Annotated in this window: 20 protein-coding genes and 3 tRNA genes; 15 read left to right on the plus strand and 8 right to left on the minus strand. The window is 74.1% G+C overall.

Annotated elements, in window-relative coordinates; all coding sequences use genetic code 11:
- Window positions 1-13 precede the first annotated feature (13 nt).
- Window positions 14-1468, minus strand: a complete 1455-nt coding sequence (locus HL663_RS07480) for a M20/M25/M40 family metallo-hydrolase (protein ID WP_173027766.1) — start codon at window positions 1466-1468, stop codon at window positions 14-16.
- Window positions 1469-1527: 59 nt separating this feature from the next.
- On the opposite strand from HL663_RS07480, the gene aroQ reads away from it, so the two are divergent.
- Together aroQ and icmF are read left to right on the plus strand one after the other, a co-directional pair.
- A complete protein-coding gene (gene aroQ / locus HL663_RS07485; protein WP_173027767.1) occupies window positions 1528-1965 on the plus strand; it encodes a type II 3-dehydroquinate dehydratase in 438 nt (145 codons plus the stop codon).
- A 73-nt stretch (window positions 1966-2038) separates the two neighbouring features.
- Window positions 2039-5281 (plus strand): fused isobutyryl-CoA mutase/GTPase IcmF, encoded by a 3243-nt coding sequence (icmF, locus tag HL663_RS07490; RefSeq protein WP_173027768.1) that lies wholly within the window; start codon window positions 2039-2041, stop codon window positions 5279-5281.
- A 7-nt stretch (window positions 5282-5288) separates the two neighbouring features.
- Here icmF and HL663_RS07495 read toward each other — a convergent pair whose 3' ends face one another.
- Window positions 5289-5876: a GNAT family N-acetyltransferase gene (locus HL663_RS07495; RefSeq protein ID WP_173027769.1), complete on the minus strand. Its 588-nt coding sequence runs from the start codon at window positions 5874-5876 to the stop codon at window positions 5289-5291.
- A gap of 88 nt (window positions 5877-5964) precedes the next feature.
- Between HL663_RS07495 and HL663_RS07500 the strand changes: the two genes are divergently transcribed.
- Entirely contained in the window at window positions 5965-9507 is a 3543-nt protein-coding gene (locus HL663_RS07500) for an ATP-binding cassette domain-containing protein (protein WP_173027770.1), read from the plus strand.
- A gap of 46 nt (window positions 9508-9553) precedes the next feature.
- Here the strand turns inward: HL663_RS07500 and HL663_RS07505 are convergent, their stop codons facing one another.
- Window positions 9554-10804 (minus strand): glycoside hydrolase family 76 protein, encoded by a 1251-nt coding sequence (locus tag HL663_RS07505; protein WP_173027771.1) that lies wholly within the window; start codon window positions 10802-10804, stop codon window positions 9554-9556.
- Between the two features lie 97 nt (window positions 10805-10901).
- Window positions 10902-11699: a deoxyribonuclease IV gene (locus HL663_RS07510; protein WP_173027772.1), complete on the minus strand. Its 798-nt coding sequence runs from the start codon at window positions 11697-11699 to the stop codon at window positions 10902-10904.
- A 78-nt stretch (window positions 11700-11777) separates the two neighbouring features.
- On the opposite strand from HL663_RS07510, the gene HL663_RS07515 reads away from it, so the two are divergent.
- The 8 genes from HL663_RS07515 to HL663_RS07550 all read left to right on the plus strand — a co-directional run bounded on the left by HL663_RS07515 (window position 11778) and on the right by HL663_RS07550 (window position 15906).
- A complete protein-coding gene (locus tag HL663_RS07515; protein ID WP_173027773.1) occupies window positions 11778-12539 on the plus strand; it encodes an SDR family NAD(P)-dependent oxidoreductase in 762 nt (253 codons plus the stop codon).
- Between the two features lie 2 nt (window positions 12540-12541).
- The gene (locus HL663_RS07520) at window positions 12542-13312 is read left to right on the plus strand and encodes a helical backbone metal receptor (RefSeq protein WP_286175999.1); all 771 of its coding nucleotides are present in this window, start codon (window positions 12542-12544) and stop codon (window positions 13310-13312) included.
- Between the two features lie 50 nt (window positions 13313-13362).
- Window positions 13363-13435 (plus strand) — tRNA-Thr (locus HL663_RS07525).
- Window positions 13436-13487: 52 nt separating this feature from the next.
- Window positions 13488-13561 (plus strand) — tRNA-Met (locus HL663_RS07530).
- 129 nt (window positions 13562-13690) lie between these two features.
- The gene (gene rpmG, locus HL663_RS07535; protein WP_030526789.1) at window positions 13691-13858 is read left to right on the plus strand and encodes a 50S ribosomal protein L33; all 168 of its coding nucleotides are present in this window, start codon (window positions 13691-13693) and stop codon (window positions 13856-13858) included.
- Window positions 13859-13964: 106 nt separating this feature from the next.
- Entirely contained in the window at window positions 13965-14414 is a 450-nt protein-coding gene (locus HL663_RS07540) for an FAS1-like dehydratase domain-containing protein (protein ID WP_030526790.1), read from the plus strand.
- Entirely contained in the window at window positions 14414-14836 is a 423-nt protein-coding gene (locus tag HL663_RS07545) for a MaoC family dehydratase (protein WP_173027774.1), read from the plus strand. Before HL663_RS07540 ends, HL663_RS07545 begins: the two co-directional genes overlap by 1 nt.
- Window positions 14836-15906: a UDP-N-acetylmuramate dehydrogenase gene (locus HL663_RS07550; protein WP_173027775.1), complete on the plus strand. Its 1071-nt coding sequence runs from the start codon at window positions 14836-14838 to the stop codon at window positions 15904-15906. Before HL663_RS07545 ends, HL663_RS07550 begins: the two co-directional genes overlap by 1 nt.
- Window positions 15907-16067: 161 nt before the next feature.
- On the opposite strand, the gene HL663_RS07555 is transcribed toward HL663_RS07550, so the two are convergent.
- The 4 genes from HL663_RS07555 to HL663_RS07570 form a co-directional block, all read right to left on the minus strand.
- Complete coding sequence (locus HL663_RS07555) at window positions 16068-16505, minus strand: helix-turn-helix domain-containing protein (RefSeq protein WP_173027776.1); 438 nt, start codon at window positions 16503-16505, stop codon at window positions 16068-16070.
- Between the two features lie 299 nt (window positions 16506-16804).
- A complete protein-coding gene (locus tag HL663_RS07560) occupies window positions 16805-17767 on the minus strand; it encodes an adenosine deaminase (RefSeq protein ID WP_286176049.1) in 963 nt (320 codons plus the stop codon).
- Between the two features lie 119 nt (window positions 17768-17886).
- Complete coding sequence (locus tag HL663_RS07565) at window positions 17887-18387, minus strand: DUF5709 domain-containing protein (protein ID WP_173027777.1); 501 nt, start codon at window positions 18385-18387, stop codon at window positions 17887-17889.
- A 4-nt stretch (window positions 18388-18391) separates the two neighbouring features.
- Window positions 18392-19693, minus strand: coding sequence for an aspartate aminotransferase type Ic (locus HL663_RS07570; protein WP_173027778.1), 1302 nt, complete (start codon window positions 19691-19693; stop codon window positions 18392-18394).
- Between the two features lie 126 nt (window positions 19694-19819).
- Here HL663_RS07570 and HL663_RS07575 point away from each other — a divergent pair, with 126 nt between their 5' ends.
- The 4 genes from HL663_RS07575 (at window position 19820) to nusG (ending at window position 22271) form a co-directional block, all read left to right on the plus strand.
- Entirely contained in the window at window positions 19820-20692 is an 873-nt protein-coding gene (locus HL663_RS07575; protein ID WP_173027779.1) for an endonuclease/exonuclease/phosphatase family protein, read from the plus strand.
- A gap of 156 nt (window positions 20693-20848) precedes the next feature.
- Window positions 20849-20921, plus strand: a tRNA-Trp gene (locus HL663_RS07580).
- Between the two features lie 116 nt (window positions 20922-21037).
- A complete protein-coding gene (gene secE / locus HL663_RS07585; RefSeq protein WP_030526799.1) occupies window positions 21038-21304 on the plus strand; it encodes a preprotein translocase subunit SecE in 267 nt (88 codons plus the stop codon).
- 58 nt (window positions 21305-21362) lie between these two features.
- Window positions 21363-22271, plus strand: coding sequence for a transcription termination/antitermination protein NusG (gene nusG / locus HL663_RS07590; RefSeq protein WP_216842702.1), 909 nt, complete (start codon window positions 21363-21365; stop codon window positions 22269-22271).
- The last annotated feature ends 43 nt before the right edge of the window (window positions 22272-22314 follow it).

Below are 22314 nucleotides of genomic sequence, written 5' to 3' on the forward strand. Positions count from 1 at the left end.
CGCCCTCGGACCCTCAGCGCTGCGGCTGCGGGAAGGCCGCCGGGCTGCGCCGCCCGTCGCGGCCCACCGACCGGACACCGAAGACGACGTTGTCCTTGGAGAGGTCGATGCGGATCGTGCTCGCGCGGCCGGCGTCGATGACGTGCGTCCAGTCGGGTTCCGTCGTCGGCCGCCACACGACCTCGTGCCCGGCCGCCCCCGGCGTCGGCGCCCAGTGCAGGACCGTGTCGTTCGTCAGCTCGGTCGTCTCCACGGTGACACCCGTCGGGGTGCCCGGGGCCGTCGCGAGCGACCACAGCGTCGCCGCATTGACCCGCGCGACCCCGGCGACGTAGCGCGGGTCGCAGAACTCCGGCAGGTCGCCGATCCGGCGCCCGTCCTCGACGCGCACGTCCTGGTGCTGGTGGTCGTAGTCCTCGTTCGGCTCGGTGAACCGGGCGGCGGGGAACCCGCGCTCGAGGAAGGGGATGTGGTCGCCGCCGCGCAGGTAGCGGTCGCGCCGGTAGATCACGCGCACGTCCATCCCGGTGACGTCGCGGTGCGCGACGTCGGTGACGAACCGGGCGAGCTGCCGTGCGGGGGAGTCGTTCTCGCCGCCGACCGAGCGGCGCACCGCGGCCTCCTCGGGGGTCTCGTCGCTCGGGACGCCCTCGGCGAACAGCCGCAGGCTGCGGGGGTCGCGGGTGCCGTCGTCGGCGGTCGGGCTGCCGACGATGTCGTTGGTGAACATCGCCTGCACGTCGGTGCCGGCGGCGCGGAAGGACTCGGCGAGGTACGTCGACCCGTAGAGGCCCTGCTCCTCGCCCGCGACCGCCGCGAAGACGATGGTGGCGGCCGGCCGGTGCCTCGCCATGACCCGCGCCATCTCGAGCACGACCGCGACACCCGAGGCGTCGTCGTCCGCGCCGGGGGCGTCGCTCGTGGCGTCCATGACGTCGGTGACCCGCGAGTCGTAGTGCCCCGAGACGACGTAGACCCGCTCGGGCTCGCTCGAGCCGCGCAGGGTCGCGACGACGTTGGTGATGCGCGTGGCCGTCGGGATGCGGCTGGCCGGCTGCTGGACGTAGGACTGCTTCGCGACCGTCATCCGGCCGCCCGAGGCCCGGGCGGAGCGGGACAGCTCGTCGAACAGCCAGTCGCGGGCCGCGCCGATGCCGCGGCGCGGGTCGTCCTGCGACGAGAGGGTGTGCCGGGTGCCGAACGACACCAGCCGCCGGATCGTCGCGTCGATGCGCTCCGGGTCGATCTCGCGCAGCATCCGGCGCAGCTCGTCGGTGGGCCGCTGGGCGCGCAGGGGACGGCCCGGGCCGTCGGGCCAGTCCTGCGTGGACGAGCCGTGCCCGCCCGACGAGGCGGCGGCCGCGGCCGGGCCGGCGACCGCGGAGGCGCCGAGGGCGCCCCCGGCGGCGACGGTGCCGGCGATGAGGGTGCGGCGCGAGGCGGAGGGGGACCGAGGGGTGGAGGTCATCCCTCCATCAGACGTCGGGACCCGGTGGGCCGCAACCGGGGCGTGGGATGCTGCGGCCCATGGACGCCCGCACCGTGCTCGTGCTCAACGGCCCGAACCTCAACCTGCTCGGCGAGCGCGAGCCCGCCGTGTACGGCCACGAGACCCTCGCCGACGTCGAGCGCCTCTGCCACGAGGCGGCCGCCCGCCACGGCCTGACCGTCGACTTCCGGCAGTCCAACCACGAGGGCACGCTCGTCGACTGGGTGCAGGAGGGGCGGGCCGGCATCGCCGGGATGGTCGTCAACGCCGCGGGGTACACGCACACCTCCGTCGCCCTGCGCGACGCCCTCGCGGCCTGCCGGGTGCCCCGCGTCGAGGTGCACATCAGCGACATCCATGCCCGCGAGGAGTTCCGGCACTTCTCCTACCTCGCCGACGTCTGCGACCACCACGTCATCGGGCACGGCGTCGCCGGCTACGCCGAGGCGGTCGACTGGCTGGCCGCCCGGTCGTGACTTCCGGGTAGGTAGTTGGACGTCCTACTATCTCGGGAGAACGCCACCCGGCGACCCCGGAAGGACCCACCCCATGGCAGCGCAGCCGAGCGAGGGACTCCACGTCCCGACGCACCCCGTCCGCATCGTCACCGCCTCGAGCCTGTTCGACGGGCACGACGCGTCGATCAACATCATGCGGCGGATCATGCAGGGCCAGGGGGCAGAGGTCGTCCACCTCGGGCACAACCGCTCGGTCCGCGAGGTCGTCGACGCCGCGCTCGACGAGGACGCGCAGGGCATCGCGGTCAGCTCCTACCAGGGCGGGCACGTCGAGTACTTCGAGTACCTCGTCGAGCTGCTGCGCGAGGCCGGCGCCGGCCACGTCCAGGTCGTCGGCGGCGGGGGTGGCGTCATCGTCCCCCGCGAGATCGAGCGCCTGCGCGCCGCCGGGGTGACGATCTTCAGCCCCGAGGACGGCCAGCGGCTCGGCCTGCCCGGGATGGTCAACCAGGTCGTCGCCGCCTGCGACCGCGACCTCTGGGACCTCGCCCCGACCACCGTCGAGGCGGTGCTCTCCGGCGAGCGCTCGGCCGTCGCCCGCGCCATCAGCGGCGCCGAGAGCGGCCACCTCGACGACGCCTTCCGCGCCGAGCTCCGGCGCGCCGCCGCGGCCCGCACCGTGCCGGTCCTCGGCATCACGGGCACCGGCGGCTCCGGCAAGTCCAGCCTCACCGACGAGCTCGTGCGCCGCCTGCGCACCGACCAGCAGGACAAGCTGCGCATCGCCTGCGTCGCCGTCGACCCCACCCGTCGTCGCGGCGGCGGGGCGCTGCTCGGCGACCGCATCCGGATGAACAGCCTCGACGGCGACCGCGTCTACTTCCGCTCGCTCGCGACGCGTGGCCACCGCGAGGTGCCCGAGGCGCTCGAGGACGTCCTCACGGTGCTCAAGGCCGCCGGCTACGACCTCGTCGTCGTCGAGACCCCCGGCATCGGCCAGGGCGACGCCGCCATCACGTCGTACGCCGACGTCAACCTCTACGTCATGACGCCCGAGTTCGGCGCCGCGAGCCAGCTCGAGAAGATCGACATGCTCGACCTCGCCCACGTCGTCGCCGTCAACAAGTTCGAGCGACGTGGCGCCCTCGACGCCCTGCGCGACGTCGGCCGCCAGATGGTCCGCAACCGCGAGGCCTTCGGCAAGCGCCCCGAGGACATGCCGGTGTTCGGCACCTCGGCCGCGACGTTCAACGACGACGGCGTCACCGCGCTCTACCAGGAGCTGCGCGCGCAGCTGGCCGCGAAGGGCCTCACCGTCGACGAGGGCGCCCTCGCACCGGTCGACGTGCGCCACTCGACGATGCTGCGCCAGGTCGTGCCGCCGCAGCGGGTGCGCTACCTCGCCGAGATCGCCGAGACCGTCCGCGGCTTCCACGACGACACCGAGCGGTGGGCCGACGCCGCCCGTCGCGTCCAGCGCCTCGGCGACGCCCGCGCCGCGCTCGCGGCCGCCGGCAAGGACACCGCCGACCTCGACGCCCTCCTCGACGACGCGCGTGACGCCCTGCCCGCCGAGGCCCGCAAGGCCCTCGAGCAGTGGCCGTCCGTCGTCGAGGCGTACTCGGGCGACGAGCAGGTCGTCACGGTGCGCGACAGGGAGATCCACACCAAGCTGACGCGGGAGACGCTGTCCGGCAACGTCGTCCGGCGGGTCAGCCTGCCGCGCCACGCCGACGACGGCGACCTGCTGACCTTCCTGCGCCGCGAGAACCTGCCCGGCCGGTTCCCCTTCACCGCGGGCGTCTTCCCCTTCAAGCGCGACAACGAGGACCCCGCCCGGATGTTCGCCGGCGAGGGCGACCCGTTCCGCACCAACCGCCGCTTCAAGCTCCTCTCCGAGGGGCAGCCGGCGACCCGACTGTCGACCGCGTTCGACTCCGTCACGCTCTACGGGCGCGACCCCGACCGGCGCCCCGACATCTACGGCAAGGTCGGCACCTCCGGCGTCTCCGTCGCGACGCTCGACGACATGAAGGCGCTCTACGACGGCTTCGACCTCACCTCGCCGACGACGAGCGTCTCGATGACGATCAACGGCCCGGCGCCGACCATCCTCGCGTTCTTCCTCAACACCGCGATGGACCGCGAGGTCGAGAAGTGGGTGCAGGAGAACGGTCGTGAGCCGAGCGAGGACGAGCGCCACGCCGTGCGCGCCCGGGCGCTGGCCACGGTCCGCGGCACGGTGCAGGCCGACATCCTCAAGGAGGACCAGGGCCAGAACACCTGCCTGTTCTCCACCGAGTTCTCGCTGCGGATGATGGCCGACATCCAGGAGTGGTTCATCGAGAACCAGGTCCGCAACTTCTACTCGGTCTCGATCAGCGGGTACCACATCGCCGAGGCCGGGGCGAACCCCATCAGCCAGCTCGCGTTCACCCTCGCCAACGGCTTCACCTACGTCGAGGCCTACCTCGCGCGCGGCATGGCCATCGACGACTTCGCGCCCAACCTGTCGTTCTTCTTCAGCAACGGGATGGACCCGGAGTACACCGTCATCGGCCGCGTCGCCCGCCGCATCTGGGCGGTGGCGATGCGCGAGAAGTACGGCGCCAACGAGCGCAGCCAGAAGCTCAAGTACCACGTCCAGACGAGCGGCCGCTCCCTCCACGCGCAGGAGATGGACTTCAACGACATCCGCACCACGCTCCAGGCGCTGACCGCGATCTACGACAACGCGAACAGCCTGCACACCAACGCCTACGACGAGGCCGTCACGACCCCGTCGGAGGAGTCGGTGCGCCGGGCCCTGGCCATCCAGCTCGTCATCAACCGCGAGTGGGGCCTGGCGATGAACGAGAACCCGCTCCAGGGCTCGTTCGTCGTCGACGAGCTGACCGACCTCGTCGAGGCCGCCGTGCTCGCCGAGTTCGACCGCATCTCCGAGCGCGGCGGCGTGCTCGGTGCGATGGAGACCGGCTACCAGCGCGGGCGCATCCAGGACGAGTCGATGCTCTACGAGCACCGCAAGCACGACGGCTCGCTGCCGATCGTCGGCGTCAACACCTTCGTGCGGCCCGAGGCCGACGTCTCGCCCAAGGAGGTCGTGCTCGCGCGCGCCACCGAGGACGAGAAGGAGGGACAGCTGGCCCGCGTCGAGTCCTTCCGCGCCGACCACCGCGAGGAGGCCGAGGTGGCGCTCGCGCGCCTCAAGGCCGCGGCGACGAGCGGCGAGAACGTCTTCGCGGTGCTCGTCGAGGCCGCGCGCGTCTGCTCGCTCCAGCAGGTGACCGAGGCGTTCTTCGAGGTGGGCGGCCAGTACCGCCGCAACGTCTGACGCGCGCTCAGGCGCCGAGGTGGTGGCGCACGACCCGTCGCCGCAGGGTGGGGGAGGCGTGCACCTCGTACCCGGCCTCGAGGAAGACCTGGAGCACGCCCACGGACGCCTCGTCCCAGATGACGGTCTTGCCCGGCGGCGGCTCGGTCGGGTAGCCCTCGAGCAGGCGGGCGCCGACCTGCCGGCCGTACTCGACCGTGGCGGCGGCCAGCTCGTACACGAGGCCCTGCCGGCGGTGGCCCTTGGCCACGACGAAGCAGGTGACGGACCAGATGCCCTCGGCGTCGGGGTCCATCCGCATCCACGGTGCCTTGCGCGACCAGATGCGGGGGTAGTTCTCGCGGGGCTCGACGGCGACCCAGCCGGCCGGCTCGCCGTCGACGTACCCGACGAGCCCCGAGGTGGGTCCGTCGGTGCCGCAGCCGGTCTGTGCGACGAGCGCCGCCTCGCGCTCCTCCTGCGTGCTGTCGCGCCAGATCCACCCCGGCACCTTGAGGGCCTGGCAGCGGCAGCGGCGTGCGCCACCGGCGCCGAGGACCGCCTCGACGTCCTCGGGCGTCGCCTCGTTGGCCGGGAGCCACGTGAACGCGGGCATGCCGCGAGCGTAGTGACGGGAGCGACCGGGTGGGGCGCGGCCGAAAACCCGGGTGCCGGGTGTCGGCGGCACGACGTAGTTTTCTCGGGTGGGGACGACGACCGCGACACCGCTCACGCCGACGCTCGCGCCGGCGGGTGATGCCGTCGTGCCCGCCGAGCGCACGCTGCGCCTCGGGCGGCTGCGCGGCTGGCCGACCGGTCTCGCGCTCGTCGCCTCCGCGACCGGCGCGCTGGGCCGCACGCTCGGCACCGTCGTCGCCGGCCTGCTCGCGGCCAACCCCTCGACCCGCCTCGTCGGGATGCTCGCCCTCTGCGTCGTCGGCGCGGCCGTCCTCGACACCGCCGGCCGCACGGTCTGGGCCGGGGTCGTCGACCGCGCCGAGGGGCGGCTGCGCGACGACCTCGTCGCCGCCGCGCTGGCCCAGCCGCTGCCCGACCTCGGCGAGCAGGCGGTCGGCGAGATCCTCGACCGGGTCGACGCCGACACCCACGACGTCGGCGCGATGCTGCGGCGCCAGGTCTGGGACGCGCTGAGGACCGTCTTCGCCGCCGTGCCGATGTGGGTCGTCGCCGGGCTCACCTGGTGGCCCGCGTGGGTGCTGTTCCCGCTGACGGCGACCGCGGCCGTGCTCCTCGTGCGCCGCCTCCTCCCGGAGATCGCCGCGCGCAAGCTCGACGAGGAGATCGCCTGGACCGACCACGCCGCCGCGCTCGAGGAGGGCGTGACCGCCCGCGACGACCTGCGCACGAGCCTCGGCCAGGCCCACGTCGTCGCCCGGCTCGCGCGGCTCTCGTCGGTCGTCCACGCGCGGTTCGCCCGGGTCATCGACCTCCAGGCCCGGGTGACCCGTCGCACCGGCGTCCTCCTCTACGGGATGCTCGCCGGCACGAGCGTCGCCGGGGTCGCCCTCGTCGCCGGCGGCGGGCTGTCCGTCGCCCGGCTCGTCACGCTCTTCCTCGTCACGAGCACGTTCGTCGGCCAGGTCGACCAGATGGCCCGCCACCTCCCCGAGCTCCAGGCCGGGCTCGGGGCGGTGACGCGGCTGCGCCAGCTCCTCGGGGCGTCGCCGGAGCCGACCGGTGGCCTCCCCGTGCCGGCCGGCCCCCTCGAGCTCGAGTTCCGGGACCTGCACTTCGGGTACGCCCAGGGCGACTTCGCGCTGCGCGACGTCGACCTGACGGTGCCCGGCGGTCGCACCTGCGCGCTCGTCGGGCGCACCGGGTCGGGCAAGTCGACCCTCGCCTCGCTCGTCTCGCGCGCGGTCGAGCCCGAGCCCGGCACGGTGCTCCTCGGCGGCGTCGACGTCCTCGACCTCGACCTGCAGCAACTGCGGGCGGCGGTCGGCGTCGTCACCCAGCGCACCGAGGTCCTCGCCGGCACCCTCGCCGAGAACATCACCCTCTTCGCCGACCTGCCGCGCGCCCGGGTCGAGGCCGCCGTCGGCCAGCTCGGGCTCGACCGGTGGGTCGCCGGCCTGCCCGACGGCCTCGACACCCTCCTCGGGCCGGGCGGCACGTCGCTGTCCGCGGGGGAGGAGCAGCTCGTCGCCTTCGCCCGCCTGCTCGTGCGCGACGTGTCCGTCGTCGTCCTCGACGAGGCGACGGCCCGGATGGACCCGCTGACCGAGGCCCTCGTCGTCCGGGCGGCCGACCGCCTGCTCACCGGCCGCACGGGCATCCTCGTGGCGCACCGGCTCTCGACGACCCGGCGGGCCGAGCGCGTCGCCGTGCTCGACCACGGCCGTGTCGTCCAGCAGGGCCCGCGCGCCGAGCTGGCCCGGGTCCCCGGGCCGTTCCGCACGCTGCTCGAGGCGAGCGGCGACGACCTCGCACCCGTCCCCAGCGAGCCCGCGCCGAGCGCGGTCGAGCCCGGCGCCACCGCCGTGGCCGGGGCCCGCCGGGCCGGCCCCGCCCCGGACCTGCCCGACCCCGGGCACGGGCCCTCGCTGACCCGTGGCATCCTCTCGGCGCTGCTCGTGCGCCCGTGGTGGGGCGTCTGGCCGGCCCTGCTCTTCCTCGTCTCCGCGCTCGGCGGCGCCTTCGGGGCGGCCACCGGCTTCGTCTGGGGGCGCCTCGTCGAGCGGCTGCAGGCCGACGCCGCGTGGGACACCACGACCGTCGTGCTCACGGGCCTGACGGCGGCCTCGGTCCTGTTCGCCCCCTTCGTGCTCGTCGCGGCGATGCGGCGCTACCCGCGCTGGTGGATCGAGGTCATGCTCCGGGTGCGGATGTCGGTGCTGCTCGGGCAGACCCGCCAGCACCGGCTCGAGCGCACGCCGGCCGGCGAGGTCGTCGCCCGCTCGATGGACGCCGACCGCTACGCCCTGTACGCCGACCGCTGGGTCGACTTCCTCAACGGCCTCGGGATCGTCGTCGTCACCGCCCTGCTCGGGGGCAGCCTGCTCGCGGGCGGGGTGCTGCTCGTCGTCCTCCTCGGGGCGGCCCTCGCCTCGGCGGTCGGTCGGCCGATCGCCGGTCGCTCGGCCACCGAGTCCTCCCGGGCCCGGGCGCGCTTCGGCCGGGCCGTCGTCTCGGTGCTGGAGTCCGCGCGCACGGTCAAGCTCGCGGCCGCGACCCCCTCGGCCCACCGACACCTGCGCCGCGTCGACGCCGGCCGGGTGCGCGCGGCCGTCTTCGAGCACCGCGTCCAGGCCGTCCTCGACGGCGTGCCCATCGTCATGGTGCAGTGCGGCGTCGTCGCCGCCTGGGGCACCTACGTGCTCGGCGGGTGGTCGCTCGCCACCGCGATCCTCGTCGCCGGGGCGGTCAACGGCTTCGACTGGTTCGGCCGGGTCGCCGGCGCCGTCGTCACCGAGGCCCCGGGCACCCGCTCGTGGCAGCAGGCGACGAGCCGCCTCGCCGGGGGCGTCGACCTCGTCCGGCTGCCGACCGGCGTCGACCTCGTCGCCGGCACGGCGCCGGCCGCCCCGGTCCCCGGGCGCGTGCCGCTGCAGGAGCTGCGGCTGCACGGCGTCGGCGCCGTCCACGACGACGGCACCCGCGGCGTCGAGGGCGTCGACCTCACGGTGCGCTCCGGCGAGCTCGTCCTCCTCCTCGGCCAGGTCGGCTCCGGCAAGTCGAGCCTGATCTCCGCCCTCGCCGGGCTGCTCGAGCACACCGGCTCGATCACCTGGAACGGCGTCGAGGTCGAGGACGCCGAGGTCTTCCTGCGGCCGGGGCAGGTCGCCCACGTGGCGCAGGTGCCCCGGGTGCTCTCCGGGTCGTTCGCCGACAACGTCGCGCTCGGGCACGGTCGCTCGCTCGAGGGCGCCATCGCCGACGCCCGGCTCGGCGACGACGTCCGCGAGGCCGGGGGCCACGACGCCCTCGTCGGGCACCGCGGGGTCCGGCTCTCCGGCGGGCAGGTGCAGCGCCTCGCCCTCGCGCGGGCGCTCGCGGCCGAGACCGAGCTCCTCCTCGCCGACGACGTCTCGAGCGCCCTCGACGCGGCGACCGAGGTCGAGCTGTGGACCGCGCTGCGGGCGCGCCGCACGACCGTCGTCGGCGCCACCTCGAAGCGCGCCGCGCTCGCCGAGGCCGACCGCGTGCTCGTCCTCGTCGACGGGCGGGTCGCGGCGACGGGTCCGTGGCGCGAGCTGTCCGGGGCGTGGGGCCATCTCGCCGGATGACGCCGCGGGGCCGGCCGGGGGTCCCGGCCGGCCCCGCGGGTCGCGCTCAGTACAGGTGCGACCAGTCCTTCGGCGACCACGCCAGCACGGCGAACAGCTGGACGACCGCCGCCTGCTCGATCATCTGCGTCGAGTCTCCGCCGAACCGGAAGACCCCGGTCGCGGGGTCGCGGCGGGTGCGCCACACGCGGTCGGCGTAGGCGGCCAGGTCGTCGGCGGCCCGGCGCTCGCCCGTCACCGAGGCCAGCAGCAGGAGGTTCTTGAAGTAGATGGAGTTGAAGAACACCGGCTGGGTGTCCAGGCGCGTCAGGCCCGGCTGCTGCGGGTCCGGCTGCGCGTAGAAGCGCCGCGCGGCGTCGGCGACGCGGCACGCCTCCCGCAGGTAACGCCGTTCCCCGGTCACGAGGTGGAGCAGCGTGTCGACCCCGACCGGCACGCCCTGGTTGTAGCTCCAGACCGTCTTCTCCACCGTGCCGGCGAGGTCGAGGTGGTCGTGGTAGAGCCCGGCCTGCGCGCCGTCGCGGATCTGCAGGTGCTCGTTGGTCCAGGCGTACGTCCGCCGCGCCCAGTCGAGGTAGCGGCGCTCGCGGGTCAGCTGGAACAGCCGCAGCCCGAGCTGGGCGCCGGGCATGTTCGACACCGTGTTGCGGTCCTGGCTCCACGGCGCCTGCGTCCAGAAGACACCCCCGGGCGCCGGGTGCGAGGGGTCGTCGTCCCAGCCCGAGACGACGAGCTCGAAGATCATCCGGGCGTCGCGGACGGCCGCGGGGTCGCGGTGCATGAGGTGGCGCTGGACGTCGATGAGCCCCACCCACTCGTTGTCGTCGTAGAAGAAGTCGCCGCCGCCACCCCACGGAGCCGTCGGGGCCGAGGCGTACCCGGGCAGGCCGGTCGAGCCGGCCTCGCTGAAGTAGCGGCGCTGGCCGGTGCGGCGCTCGGCGAGGTCGTCGAGGTAGCGACGGCCGGTGGCGCCGGGCAGGCCGGTGAGGTCGAGGGTCGCCCCGTGCGCCTGCGAGAACGGCCACTCGTAGGAGTAGGTCGGGTCCTCGGGCGCCGGGGGCCAGTGCTCGAGGTAGAGCCGGCTGCCGTCGCGCACGGCGAAGTGCCGCTGGAGGGCCGCGTAGGCGTCCTCGGCGCGGGCGGCCCACTGCCCGCGCCCGGTCGCCGGGCCGGGGCGGGAGGGGGCCGCGGAGGCGGTCGTCCCCGTCGCGCCGAGGGCGCCGAGGGCGAGGGCCGCCCCGCCGACGGTGCGGCGGGTGAGGCGGGTCGTGGGGCTGGTCGCGCGGTGGGTCGACATCGTCGTCGGGTCTCCTCGGCCGGTGGCGTGGACCCGCCAGGACGCTACGGACGACCCCGACGGGCGTCGACGCGGGAGCCGACCCTGTCCGATCGGGTCAGGCCAACCGGTCACGCAGCCACGCGATGTCGGCGCGCTGCCCCTCGACCCCGCCGGGGGTCTCGACGACGACCGGCGCCGCGGCCTCGCGCACGACGTGGGCGATGTCGGCGGCCTCGATGTGCCCCGAGCCGAGGTTGGTGTGGCGGTCGGCGCCGGAGTCGAACTCGTCGCGGCTGTCGTTGCAGTGCACGAGGTCGATGCGCCCGGTGATCGCCCGGACCTTCGCGGCGACGTCGGCGAGGTCGTTGCCCCCGGCGTGTGCGTGGCAGGTGTCGAGGCAGAAGCCGACGGTGTCGCCGCCCTCGGCGCGCCCGATGGCCTCCCAGAGGCGTGCGACCGCCTCGAGCCGCCGGGCCATCGCGTTGTCCCCGCCGGCCGTGTTCTCGATGAGGAGCCGCACGGGCATCTCGAGGCCGTCGATGCACTTGCGCCAGTTGTCGAAGCCCTTCGCGGCGTCCTCGTCCTTGCCGAGGTGGCCCCCGTGGACGACGACGCCCTTGGCGCCGATCTCGGCGGCGGCGTGCAGGTGCTGCTGGAGCAGCTTGCGCCCGGGGATGCGGATGCGGTTGTTCGTCGAGGCGACGTTGATCGGGTAGGGCGCGTGGACGTAGAGGTCGACGCCCGCGGCCTCGGCCGCCGCCCGCAGCGCCTCGGCGCCCCCGGCGTGCTCGACCACAGGGCCCTTGTAGCTCTGCGGGTCGCCGAGGAAGAGCTGGCTGAGCGTGGCGCCCCGGGCGACGGCCTCCGCCACCGGGTCGGCCTGGTCGACGTGTCCTCCGATGCGCAGCTCCATGCGCCCACCGTACGACCGGCCACCGACCGCCCGTCGCCCGATCCCGGCGGGCGGCCCGGGGCAGGGCAGGATGGCGCCATGCAGATCGCTGACACCACCGCCCTGGTCACCGGCGGCGCCTCCGGCCTCGGCGCGGCCACCGCCGCCGCCCTCGCCGGTCGCGGCGCCCGCGTGGTCGCCCTCGACCTCCCCGACGCCTGCGAGAACGCCCCGGCCGTCGACGGCGTCGAGTACGTCCCCACCGACGTCACCTCCGAGGCCGACGTCCGCGCCGCCGTCGCGGTCGCGGCCGGCGACGCCGACCGCCCGCTGCGCGTCGTCGTCAACTGCGCCGGCATCGGTCCGTCGGCCCGCATCCTCGGCCGCAAGGGCACGCACTCGATCGACCTCTACCGCAAGGTCGTCGAGGTCAACCTCCTCGGCACCTTCGTGGTCCTCACCGTCGCCGCCGAGGCGATGGCCGCCACCGAGCCGGACGCCGACGGCCAGCGCGGCGTCGTCGTCAACACGGCGAGCATCGCCGCCTACGACGGGCAGGTCGGCCAGGCCGCGTACAGCTCGAGCAAGGGCGGCATCGTCGGCCTCACGCTGCCGGCGGCCCGCGACCTCGCGCAGCACGGCATCCGGGTCATGACCATTGCCCCGGGCATCGTCGAGACGCCGATGCTCGCCACCGTCTCCGACGAGTTCCGCGCCGGCCTCGCCGCCGGGGTGCCGTTCCCGCAGCGCCTCGCGCGACCGGAGGAGTACGCGCAGCTCGCCGTCTCGATCGTCGAGCACGACTACCTCAACGGCGAGGTCATCCGGATGGACGGCGCGCTGCGGATGGCGCCGCGCTGACCGTGCCGGCCACCCGCGCGCCCCTGCGCGACGACCTCGGCGCGCCGGTGCCCCTCGCGGGCCCGGCGCGCCGCGTCGTCTCGCTCGTCCCCTCGCTCACCGAGGCGCTCGCCGCCACCTGCCCCGACCGGCTCGTCGGGGCGACGGACTGGTGCACCCACCCGGCCGACCTCGACGTCGGCCGCGTGCGGGGCACCAAGAACCCCGACCTCGCCGCCGTCGCCGCCCTGGCGCCCGACCTGGTCGTGGCGAACAAGGAGGAGAACCGCGAGCTCGACGTGCGCCGGATGCGCGAGCGGGGGCTGGCGGTCTGGGTGACCGACATCGAGACCGTGCCGCAGTCGCTGGCCTCGATGGCGCGCCTGCTCACCGAGGCGCTGGAGGTGCCCGAGCCCGGGTGGCTGGGGGAGGCGCGCGCCGCGTGGGCGGGCCCCGTGCCGGCGGCCACGGCGCGCGTCGTCGTCCCCGTCTGGCGCGACCCGTGGATGGTCGTCGGCCGGCCGACGTTCACCGCCGACCTCCTCGCGCGCTGCGGGTACGAGGTCGTCGGGGGAGCGGCGGGGACCGGCCGCTACCCGAGCGCGGACGTCGCCGCGCTCGACGACCCCGCGCTCGCGGACCTCGTCCTGCTGCCCGACGAGCCCTACGAGTTCACGTCGCTCGACGGGCCCGAGGCGTTCGGTCGGGTGCCCACCCGGCTGGTGTCCGGGCGGCTCCTCACCTGGTACGGACCGGCTCTCGTGGAGGCCCGGATTTCGCTCGACCGAGAGTGACCGTGTAGTGTCTCCGTCGCGCTCCAGAGCGGTTTTCGGCTGGTGCGCACGCCCCCTTAGCTCAGTCGGCAGAGCGTTTCCATGGTAAGGAAAAGGTCGTCGGTTCGATTCCGACAGGGGGCTCTGGTCCGGCCGGAGTCCGGCTCCCCGAGAAGGACTCCTGGTCGTTCCCCCTGGCGGGGTAGCTCAGCTGGTTAGAGCGCACGACTCATAATCGTGAGGTCGCGGGATCGAGCCCCGCTCCCGCTACCGAGGTCGCGATTTCCGTGTCACCCCACGGACCGCGTACCCTGTTGTGCTTGGTGCTGCGCGCGGTCGAGATCCGCGCCGAGGCGCCACCCCAGATCCACACTTCGTTCCCGAGAGCAGGTTGCTTCCATGGCCAAGGCCACCGACGTCCGCCCCAAGATCACGCTGGCGTGCACGGAGTGCAAGGAGCGCAACTACATCACCAAGAAGAACCGGCGCAACGACCCCGACCGGCTCGAGCTGGCCAAGTTCTGCCCGCGCTGCAAGAAGCACACCGCGCACCGCGAGACCCGCTGACGCCGGCGCGTCACCGACGCGCCCGCAGCCGACGAGGCCGCCCGCACCCCCAGGGTGCGGGCGGCCTCGCGTCGTCCCCGGGGCGCCCGCCCCTAGAGTGGGCGGCATGGCCGTTAACCCCGACTTCGTCGGACGCACCTACCCGCCGAGCGGGCCCTACCCCGTCGACGCCGCCCTCATCGCCGCGTTCGCCGCGGCCGTGGGCTCGAGCGACCCGGTCCACACCGACCCCGAGGCCGCCCGCGCGGCCGGGTACGCCGACGTGGTCGCGCCGCCGACGATGGCCGTGCGCTTCGCACAGGCCTCGGACCGCGCCTACGTCGCCGACCCGGAGGCCGGCATCGACTACAGCCGGGTCGTCCACGGCGAGCAGCGGTTCGTCCACCACCGCCCGATCACGGCCGGCGACGAGGTCGTCGGCACCCTGACCGTCGACGCCGTCCGCCAGGCCGGCGGCCACTCGATGGTCACCACCCGGACCGAGCTCGCGACGACCGGCGGCGAGGCGCTCGCGACGTGCACCTCGACCATCGTCGTCCGGGGAGGGGAGGACTGATGGCCGTCCGCACGCTGGAGTCCGTCGCCGTCGGCGACACCGTCGGGCCGGTCACCGTCCCGGTCGGCCGCGAGACGCTCGTCGCCTACGCGAACGCCTCGGGGGACCAGAACCCCATCCACCAGGACGAGTCCTTCGCGCGCTCCGTCGGCCTCCCCGACGTCATCGCCCACGGGATGTGGACGATGGGCGCCGCCGGCACGGTCGTCTCCGAGTGGGCCGGCGACGCCGGTCGCGTCGTCGAGTACGGCACGCGCTTCACCAAGCCCGTCGTCGTGCCGGCCACGGGGGCCGAGCTCGTCGTCCAGGGCGTCGTCAAGGCGCTCGACCCCGAGACCCGCCGGGCGACGGTCGAGCTGACCGCCACGAGCGAGGGCCAGAAGGTCCTCGGCCGGTGCATCGCCGTGGTCCGCCTCGACTGATGCGCGAGCTGCACGACGAGCCCCTCGCGGGCCACACGACCATGCGCGTCGGCGGCCCGGCGGCGCGGATGGTCGTCGCGGAGACCACGGACGAGCTCGTCGACGCCGTGCGCGAGGTCGACGACGCCGACGAGCCGCTGCTCGTGCTCGGGGGCGGGTCCAACCTCGTCCTCCCGGACGAGGGCTTTGCCGGCACGGTCGTGCTCGTCGCGACGACGGGGGTCGAGGTCGACTCGGAGGACTCCTGCGGTGGCGCCAACGTCGTCGTCGCGGCCGGTGAGCCGTGGGACCCGTTCGTCGAGCGCGCCGTGGCCGAGGGCTGGTCGGGCGTCGAGGCGCTCTCCGGCATCCCCGGCTCGACCGGCGCGACGCCGGTGCAGAACGTCGGTGCGTACGGCCAGGAGGTCTCCCAGACGATCGCCCGGGTGCGGGTCTGGGACCGCCTCGAGGAGCGCGTCCGGACGATGATGTCGCTCGACTGCCGGTTCACCTACCGCCACTCGCTCTTCAAGGGCACCGACCGCTACGTCGTCCTCGACGTCATGTTCCAGCTCGTGCTCGCCGACCTGTCCGGGCCGGTGCGCTACGCCGACCTCGCGACCCAGCTGGGGGTCGAGGTCGGGGCCCGCGTCCCGCTGGCCGACGCCCGGGAGGCCGTGCTCGCGCAGCGACGCCGGCGCGGGATGGTCCTCGACGCGGACGACCACGACACCTGGTCGTGCGGCTCGTTCTTCACCAACCCGGTGCTCACGGCGGACGAGTTCGCCTCCCTCGAGGCCCGCGTCGCGCAGCGGCTCGGTGACGACGCGGTGCCCCCGCGCTTCCCCGAGGCCGGCGGTGCGGTCAAGACCTCGGCCGCCTGGCTCATCGAGCGGGCAGGCTTCGGCAAGGGCTACGCGATGCCCGGGCCGGCCGCGCTGTCGACCAAGCACACGCTCGCGGTGACCAACCGCGGCGGCGCCCGGGCGGCCGACGTCGTGGCGCTGGCCCGCGAGGTGCGCGACGGCGTGCAGGACGCGTTCGGGGTGACGCTCGTCAACGAGCCGGTCCTCCTCGGCCAGACCCTCTGACGCACCGGGACCCCCACCCACATTCACACGTCCCGACCCGGCCACGGCGTGACCGGCGCGCCGGACCCCCTGACGCACCGGCACCGGCACCGGCACCGGCACCTCACGTCCCGACCCGGCCATGGCCTGACCGGCGTCCGGGACGGTGCTGCCGTGGGGAGTCACGCGCTGAGCGCCGGGGGCTCGTCGGTGGTGGCAGGGCTGTTGCTCCCGTCCGTCGGGTCGCGGCTGCCGGGTCGCCCGAGCGCGAGCAGCTCGGCGGGCGGCCAACGCGTGGGCGCCACGGGCACCGCCAGGGCGACCGGCGGCGTGTCGGGGTCGGGTTCCGGGTGGCCCCGGTGACAGAGCGCGAGGCGGTACTCCGTGGGCCCGAGGGCAGCGACCACGTCGGTGAGCCGGAGGTCACCGGCGTCGGTCTCGAGCCGTGCGACGTGGCTCGTCGACCATCCGCGATGTCGAGCGTAGGCGCGCTGCCCGAGGCCCAGCCCGCGGCGGTGGGTCCGCAGCGCCACGCCGACCTCGTGGGCCACCGTGAGGGCCACCCGCGCCGCATGCAGCTCGCGGGCGACGGTGGGGGAGGTGAGGGGAAGGAGTCTCATGCCGGGAGCCTCACCCCGTTCCGCCACCGGCCGACAGACCCCTCGCGCGGACTGTGGACGACGGCGCGCCGGCATCCCCCCTGTGGACGACCACGGACGCGAGCCTCCGCTGTCGTGATGACGCAGATCGTCCGGAGTCCAAGGACATCGGGTCGAGGTGAAAGGGGACCCGCTGGTGGTCGGGTTTCACCTCGACCCCGCCCTCAATCTGCACTTGTTGCGAGCTCCGCCGCTCGACACACCCTGGAACAGCGCGTCGAGCGGTCGAACTCGCAATCAGTCGGGCTGTGACGACCTGCTCAGGTCAGCCAGGCCTCGATGTCGGCCTCGGCCTCCGCGCGCACCGACGCCGGCGCCCGGCTGGCCGCCAGCGACGAGCGGGCCAGCCCGGCCAGCTCGGCGTCGGACAGCCCGTGCACGGAGCGCGCGGTCTCGTACTGCTCCACCAGGCGTGAGCCGAAGATCAGCGGGTCGTCCGCGCCGAGCGCCACGACCGCCCCCGCGGACAGCAGCCGGCGCAGCGGCACGTCCGCCGCCACGTCGTAGACCCCCAGCGCCACGTTCGACCCCGGGCACACCTCGAGCGCCACCCCGGCCTCGACGACCCGCTCCAGCACCCGCGGGTCCTCCACCGAGCGCACGCCGTGGCCGATGCGGTCCGGCAGCGCCGCGTCCAGCGTCGCCGCCACCGCCTCGGCCCCGAGCAGCTCACCGGCGTGCGGCACCGACGCCAGCCCCGCGTCCCGCGCGATGCGGAACGCCGCCGCGAACTCCGCCGTGTCGCCCCGGCGCTCGTCGTTCGACAGCCCGAAGCCGACGACGGCCCCCGGGCCGCTCCCCGCGTTGCGCGCCGCCAGCCGGGCCAGCGTGCGCGCCTCGAGCGGGTGCCGCATCCGGGACGCCGCCACGACGACCCCGACCTGCGCCGCCCCCGGCTCGCGCGAGACCGAAGCCGCCTCGTCGAGGACGATCTCCAGCGCCGGCGTGATGCCCCCGACGAACGGCGCGTACGACGTCGGGTCGACCTGGATCTCGAGCCACCGCGAGCCCTCGGCGCCGTCGTCGAGCGCCGCCTCGCGGACGATGCGCCGCATGTCCTCCTCGCCGCGCACGCAGGCCCGCGCGACGTCGTACAGGCGCTGGAAGCGGAACCAGCCGCGCTCGTCGGCGGCGTCGAAGAGCGGGGGGTAGTCGTGCGTCAGCGTCGCGGGCAGCCGCATCCCGTGGGCGGCCGCCATCTCGCGCACCGTCGTGACGCGCATCGAGCCGGTGAAGTGCAGGTGCAGGTGCGCCTTCGGCAGGGTCGCGAGCGGCCGCGCCCCCGAGGGGACGCGGCCGTCCTCACGACGCACCGCCGGGGTGCTCCCGGCCGGTGCCTCGCTCACTCCTCCGAGGTCTCCTCGTCGACGACGTGCATCGCCGCCTCCTCCGCGGAGGCCGCGGCGCCGTCGATGCCGACGTCGTCACCCACGAGGTCCTTCTCGTCGTCCTCGGCCAGGCCCTCGTCGGGGGCCACGAGCCGGCCGGCGCGCTCGTCGCCGACCTCGCCGTCGCCGAGCCAGTCGTCCTCGGCGTCGATGGCGTCGGGGTCGTCGCCGCCGACGCGGTCGACGTCGAGGCCGGACTCGTTGTCGGGGGCGCCGTAGGCCGACGTGGGGTCCGGCACCTCCTGGTGGATGCGCTCCTCGATCGTCTCGTCACGGCTCTGCTCCTCGGCGGTCACACCGTGGGCGAGGGAGCCGTGCAGCTTCTCGGGCGGGGAGTAGCCGCGGTCCAGCGGGTCCACGGCCCCGTCGAGGGTGTCCTCGGGCTGGAGCTGGTCCTCGTCGTCGAGGGAGTAGCTCCCGAGGTCGTCGGTCACGTTCTCCGGCTGGTCGCTCATCGCCTCAGCCTACGTCGGCGAGCCGCTGCTCGGCGGCGGCGAGGGCGACGCACGTCGCGACCCCGGCCATCGCCGTGCGCACCTCGTCGAGCGACGGGAACGACGGTGCGAGACGGATGTTCCGGTCGCGCGGGTCCTTGCCGTAGGGGAAGGACGCCCCGGCCGGGGTGAGCGCGATGCCGGCCTCCTTCGCGAGCTGCACGACGCGCGACGCGCACCCGTCCGGCACGTCGAGGTTGACGAAGTAGCCACCGCGCGGGGTGCTCCACTCGGCGATGCCGAGCCCCGCGAGCCCGTCCGCGAGGGCCTCGCCGACGGCCGCGAACTTCGGCGCGAGGATGTCGCGGTGCTTCGCCATGTGCGCGCGCACGCCGTCGGCCGAGCCGAAGAACTGCACGTGGCGCAGGTGGTTGACCTTGTCCGGCCCGATGGACGCGAACTTCAGGTGCGACAGGTACCAGGCGACGGTCTCGCGCGACCCGGCGAGGAAGGCGACGCCCGCCCCCGCGAAGGTGATCTTGCTCGTCGACGCGAAGACGATCGGGCGGTGCGGGTTCCCCGCGGCGGAGGCGAGAGAGAGGATGTCCGCCGACTTCGCCTCGTCGCTCGTCAGGTGGTGCAGCGCGTAGGCGTTGTCCCAGAACAGGCGGAAGTCGGGGGCGGCGGTGGGCATCGACGCCAGACGGGCCGCGACCTCCTGGGTCACGACCGAGCCGGCCGGGTTGGCGTAGGTGGGCACGATCCACAGGCCCTTGACGCTCGGGTCGTCCTTGACGAGCGCCTCGACGGCGGCGACGTCCGGGCCGTCCTCGAGCATCGGGACGGTGACCATCTCGATGCCGTAGTGCTCGAGCATCGTGTAGTGCCGGTCGTAGCCGGGCACCGGGCAGATGAAGGTGACCTTCTCCTCGTCCTTCCACGGCCGCGGCGAGCCGAGGCCGCCGTGCAGCAGGTGGTCGACGAGGACCTCGTGCATCATCGTCAGGCTCGCGTTGCCGCCCGCGACGACCTGGTCGGCGTCGACGCCGAGGAGCTCGGCGAACATCGAGCGCAGCTCGGGCAGCCCCTCGAGCCCGCCGTAGTTGCGCACGTCGGTGCCCGCCGCGTCGCGGTGACCCTCGGGGAGGGTGAGGAGGCGCTCGGCGAGGTCGAGCTGCTCGGGGCTGGGCTTGCCCCGCGTGAGGTCGAGGGAGAGCCCACGCTCGCGCAGGGCCGTGTAGGCGGCGCGCTGCTCGTCGGCGAACGCGCGCAGCTCCTCGGGGGAGCGCTCGGCGAGGGGGGTGCGGGAGGCGGCTGAGGTGCTCACCCGGCCATCGTCCCAGAACGTCCGCGCGGGCGGGGAGCGCTCCCCATGGCGTGGGACGCGGGCCCCTGCGAGGGTCGTCGGAGGGGGCCGACGAGCGGTGCCCCGCACAGCGAGAGGAAGTCACACATGCGTTCCACACGGGGGATGAAGGCCCGGCTGACCGTCACGGCGGTCGCGGCGGCGGTCGTGGCCGGGGGAGGCCTCGCGACGACGGTGACGACGGCCGCACCGGCCGAGGCCGCGACGGGCTCGATCCGCGTCATCACGCACAACGTGGCCAAGAAGCCCGAGGCGCTCCAGAAGGTCCTCGCGCTGGCCGACAGCGCCAAGTCGCCCGGTCCGGAGGTCGTGTTCCTCCAAGAGGTCTGCCAGAGCATGCTGAAGCAGCTCGACGGGAAGGGGCCCAGGGAGTTCCACATCCGGCGGACGAACCAGGGCGACTGCTCGGATGGTGTGATCGGCGAGGTGGTCATGCTCAACCAGCGCGGCGCCAAGGGTCAGGGCAACTCGGTCACCCTCCTCGAGGAGCCCGACAAGGGTCAGTCCTACGGGCTCGCGTGCCTGAACTTCACCTACAGGAAGAAGTCGACGCGGGCGTGCTCCACCCATCTGCCCTCCGGTCGTGAGGCCGACCGTGCAGCGCTCCGGTTGACGATGACGCGCGCGATCAAGGACAAGGCGCGGCTGTGGAACGCGCAGAACCCGGTCCTCGTGGGCGGAGACTTCAACAGCCTGCCGACGGACCGGGAGATGGCCCAGATGTACGCGCTCGGCACCAAGGCCCGGGGCGACTTCGTCGAGCTGAACCAGACGGCCGGCACGGGGAACGAGGCGCGCGCCGGACTGTTCACCATCGGACGGGTGAAGAAGAACACCGACCGCAAGTACGACTACGTGTTCTCGTGGGCTGCGAAGACGGCGCGCCAGGGCGGCAGCGTGAAGACCCAGTTCACCCCGTCGAACCACCGCATGATGTACGGCGCCTTCCCCCTGCGCTGACCTCGCGTCCGGCCGGTGGGGTGACCTCCGGCCCCGGGGCGGGTTCGCGCCGGGGCCGGGGCGTCACGTATGCTGTCCGTTCGGTGTGACCACCATGTCGGCGTGCCCGTCAGAAGGTCGCACCACCCCGGGCCCGCCACCCAACGGCGGTCCCACAGGGCAGTGGCTCAATTGGTAGAGCACCGGTCTCCAAAACCGGCGGTTGGGGGTTCGAGTCCCTCCTGCCCTGCGTCGCACGTGTGGTACGTCCACGATCTGCGGCCCGGCGTCGTCCGGGTCCCCTTTCACGGTCGTGCCGCGCCGTAGGCATCCGCAACCGACCAGCTCGACGTGAAGAGGCAAGTCGTGACCGACCTGGGCCAGACCGAGGCCGGCTCCCGCCCCGCCAAGGGCCGTGAGCGCGGCGGCAACCCCGTCTCGCGGCTGTTCCGCGCCATCGGGCTGTTCGTCGGCCAGATCCTCGACGAGCTCCGCAAGGTCGTCCGGCCCACCCGGAACGAGCTCTGGAACTACACGCTCGTCGTCATCGTGTTCGTCACGGTGATGATGGCGATCGTGTCCGGGCTCGACCTCGGCTTCAGCAAGCTCGTCGGCCTGGTCCTCGGCTCCTGACGCGCGCCTCCGCGCGCACCCGCCCCCGGCACCCGCCAGACGAAGGAAGAGGTCACCCGTGTCCGACCAGTGGACCGACACCCCCCAGCAGGGGTCCGACGACACCGCAGAGGTTCCCGTCGACGACACCCCCGTGCAGGAGGTCGACGCCGCCGCGGCCGAGTCCTTCGACGCCGCCCGCGAGGCCGGCACCGACGACGACGGTGACACCACCGCCGACGAGGTCGCCGACGACGCGACCGCGGACGACACCACCGACGAGGCGCCCGACGCCGACGCCGATGCCGACGTCGAGGACGACGAGCCGGCCACCCCCGTCGACGAGGACGGCGACGTCCTCGACGCCGTCGACCCGGTCAAGGCGTTCAAGGACGACCTCGCCTCGAAGTTCGGCGACTGGTACGTCGTGCACTCCTACGCGGGCTACGAGAACCGCGTCAAGGCCAACCTCGAGAACCGCACCCAGTCCCTCAACATGGAGGACTACATCTTCGAGGTGCAGGTCCCGATGGAAGAGGTCACCGAGATCAAGAGCGGGCAGCGCAAGCTCGTCCGCCGCGTCCGGATGCCCGGCTACGTCCTCGTCCGGATGGACCTCACCGACGAGTCGTGGGGCGCCGTGCGGCACACGCCGGGCGTCACCGGCTTCGTCGGCAACGCGCACCAGCCGGTGCCGCTGACCCTCGACGAGGTCTTCACGATGCTCAAGCCGGCCGACCTCGAGACGCCCGCCGCCGCGGCCGCGTCCGGTGGCTCCGCCTCCTCCTCCGGCTCCTCCTCGGGCGACGCGACCGTCGTCGACTTCGAGGTCGGCGAGTCGGTCACCGTCATGGACGGCCCCTTCGAGACGCTGCCGGCGACGATCTCCGAGATCAACGCCGACACCCAGAAGCTCAAGGTGCTCGTCTCGATCTTCGGCCGGGAGACCCCGGTCGAGCTCTCCTTCGGCCAGGTCGCCAAGATCTGACCGGAGGCCCCTTTCGCGGGGGACCCGCGGACACTGCAAAGGG

This window comes from Arthrobacter sp. NEB 688, from assembly GCF_013201035.1.
Classification (GTDB): Bacteria; Actinomycetota; Actinomycetes; order Actinomycetales; family Dermatophilaceae; genus Phycicoccus.

Bases quoted from the DNA above. Each gene is read 5' to 3' on its own strand.
- HL663_RS07480 (WP_173027766.1), bottom strand. From the start codon at position 1,468: ATGACCTCCACCCCTCGGTCCCCCTCCGCCTCGCGCCGCACCCTCATC.
- HL663_RS07555 (WP_173027776.1), bottom strand. From the start codon at position 16,505: ATGAGACTCCTTCCCCTCACCTCCCCCACCGTCGCCCGCGAGCTGCAT.
- HL663_RS07560 (WP_286176049.1), bottom strand. From the start codon at position 17,767: ATGCGCGTCACGACGGTGCGCGAGATGGCGGCCGCCCACGGGATGCGG.
- HL663_RS07545 (WP_173027774.1), top strand. From the start codon at position 14,414: ATGGCCGTCCGCACGCTGGAGTCCGTCGCCGTCGGCGACACCGTCGGG.
- rpmG (WP_030526789.1), top strand. From the start codon at position 13,691: ATGGCCAAGGCCACCGACGTCCGCCCCAAGATCACGCTGGCGTGCACG.
- aroQ (WP_173027767.1), top strand. From the start codon at position 1,528: ATGGACGCCCGCACCGTGCTCGTGCTCAACGGCCCGAACCTCAACCTG.
- HL663_RS07565 (WP_173027777.1), bottom strand. From the start codon at position 18,387: ATGAGCGACCAGCCGGAGAACGTGACCGACGACCTCGGGAGCTACTCC.
- icmF (WP_173027768.1), top strand. From the start codon at position 2,039: ATGGCAGCGCAGCCGAGCGAGGGACTCCACGTCCCGACGCACCCCGTC.
- HL663_RS07550 (WP_173027775.1), top strand. From the start codon at position 14,836: ATGCGCGAGCTGCACGACGAGCCCCTCGCGGGCCACACGACCATGCGC.
- HL663_RS07505 (WP_173027771.1), bottom strand. From the start codon at position 10,804: ATGTCGACCCACCGCGCGACCAGCCCCACGACCCGCCTCACCCGCCGC.
- HL663_RS07575 (WP_173027779.1), top strand. From the start codon at position 19,820: ATGCGTTCCACACGGGGGATGAAGGCCCGGCTGACCGTCACGGCGGTC.
- HL663_RS07510 (WP_173027772.1), bottom strand. From the start codon at position 11,699: ATGGAGCTGCGCATCGGAGGACACGTCGACCAGGCCGACCCGGTGGCG.
- HL663_RS07540 (WP_030526790.1), top strand. From the start codon at position 13,965: ATGGCCGTTAACCCCGACTTCGTCGGACGCACCTACCCGCCGAGCGGG.
- HL663_RS07495 (WP_173027769.1), bottom strand. From the start codon at position 5,876: ATGCCCGCGTTCACGTGGCTCCCGGCCAACGAGGCGACGCCCGAGGAC.
- HL663_RS07515 (WP_173027773.1), top strand. From the start codon at position 11,778: ATGCAGATCGCTGACACCACCGCCCTGGTCACCGGCGGCGCCTCCGGC.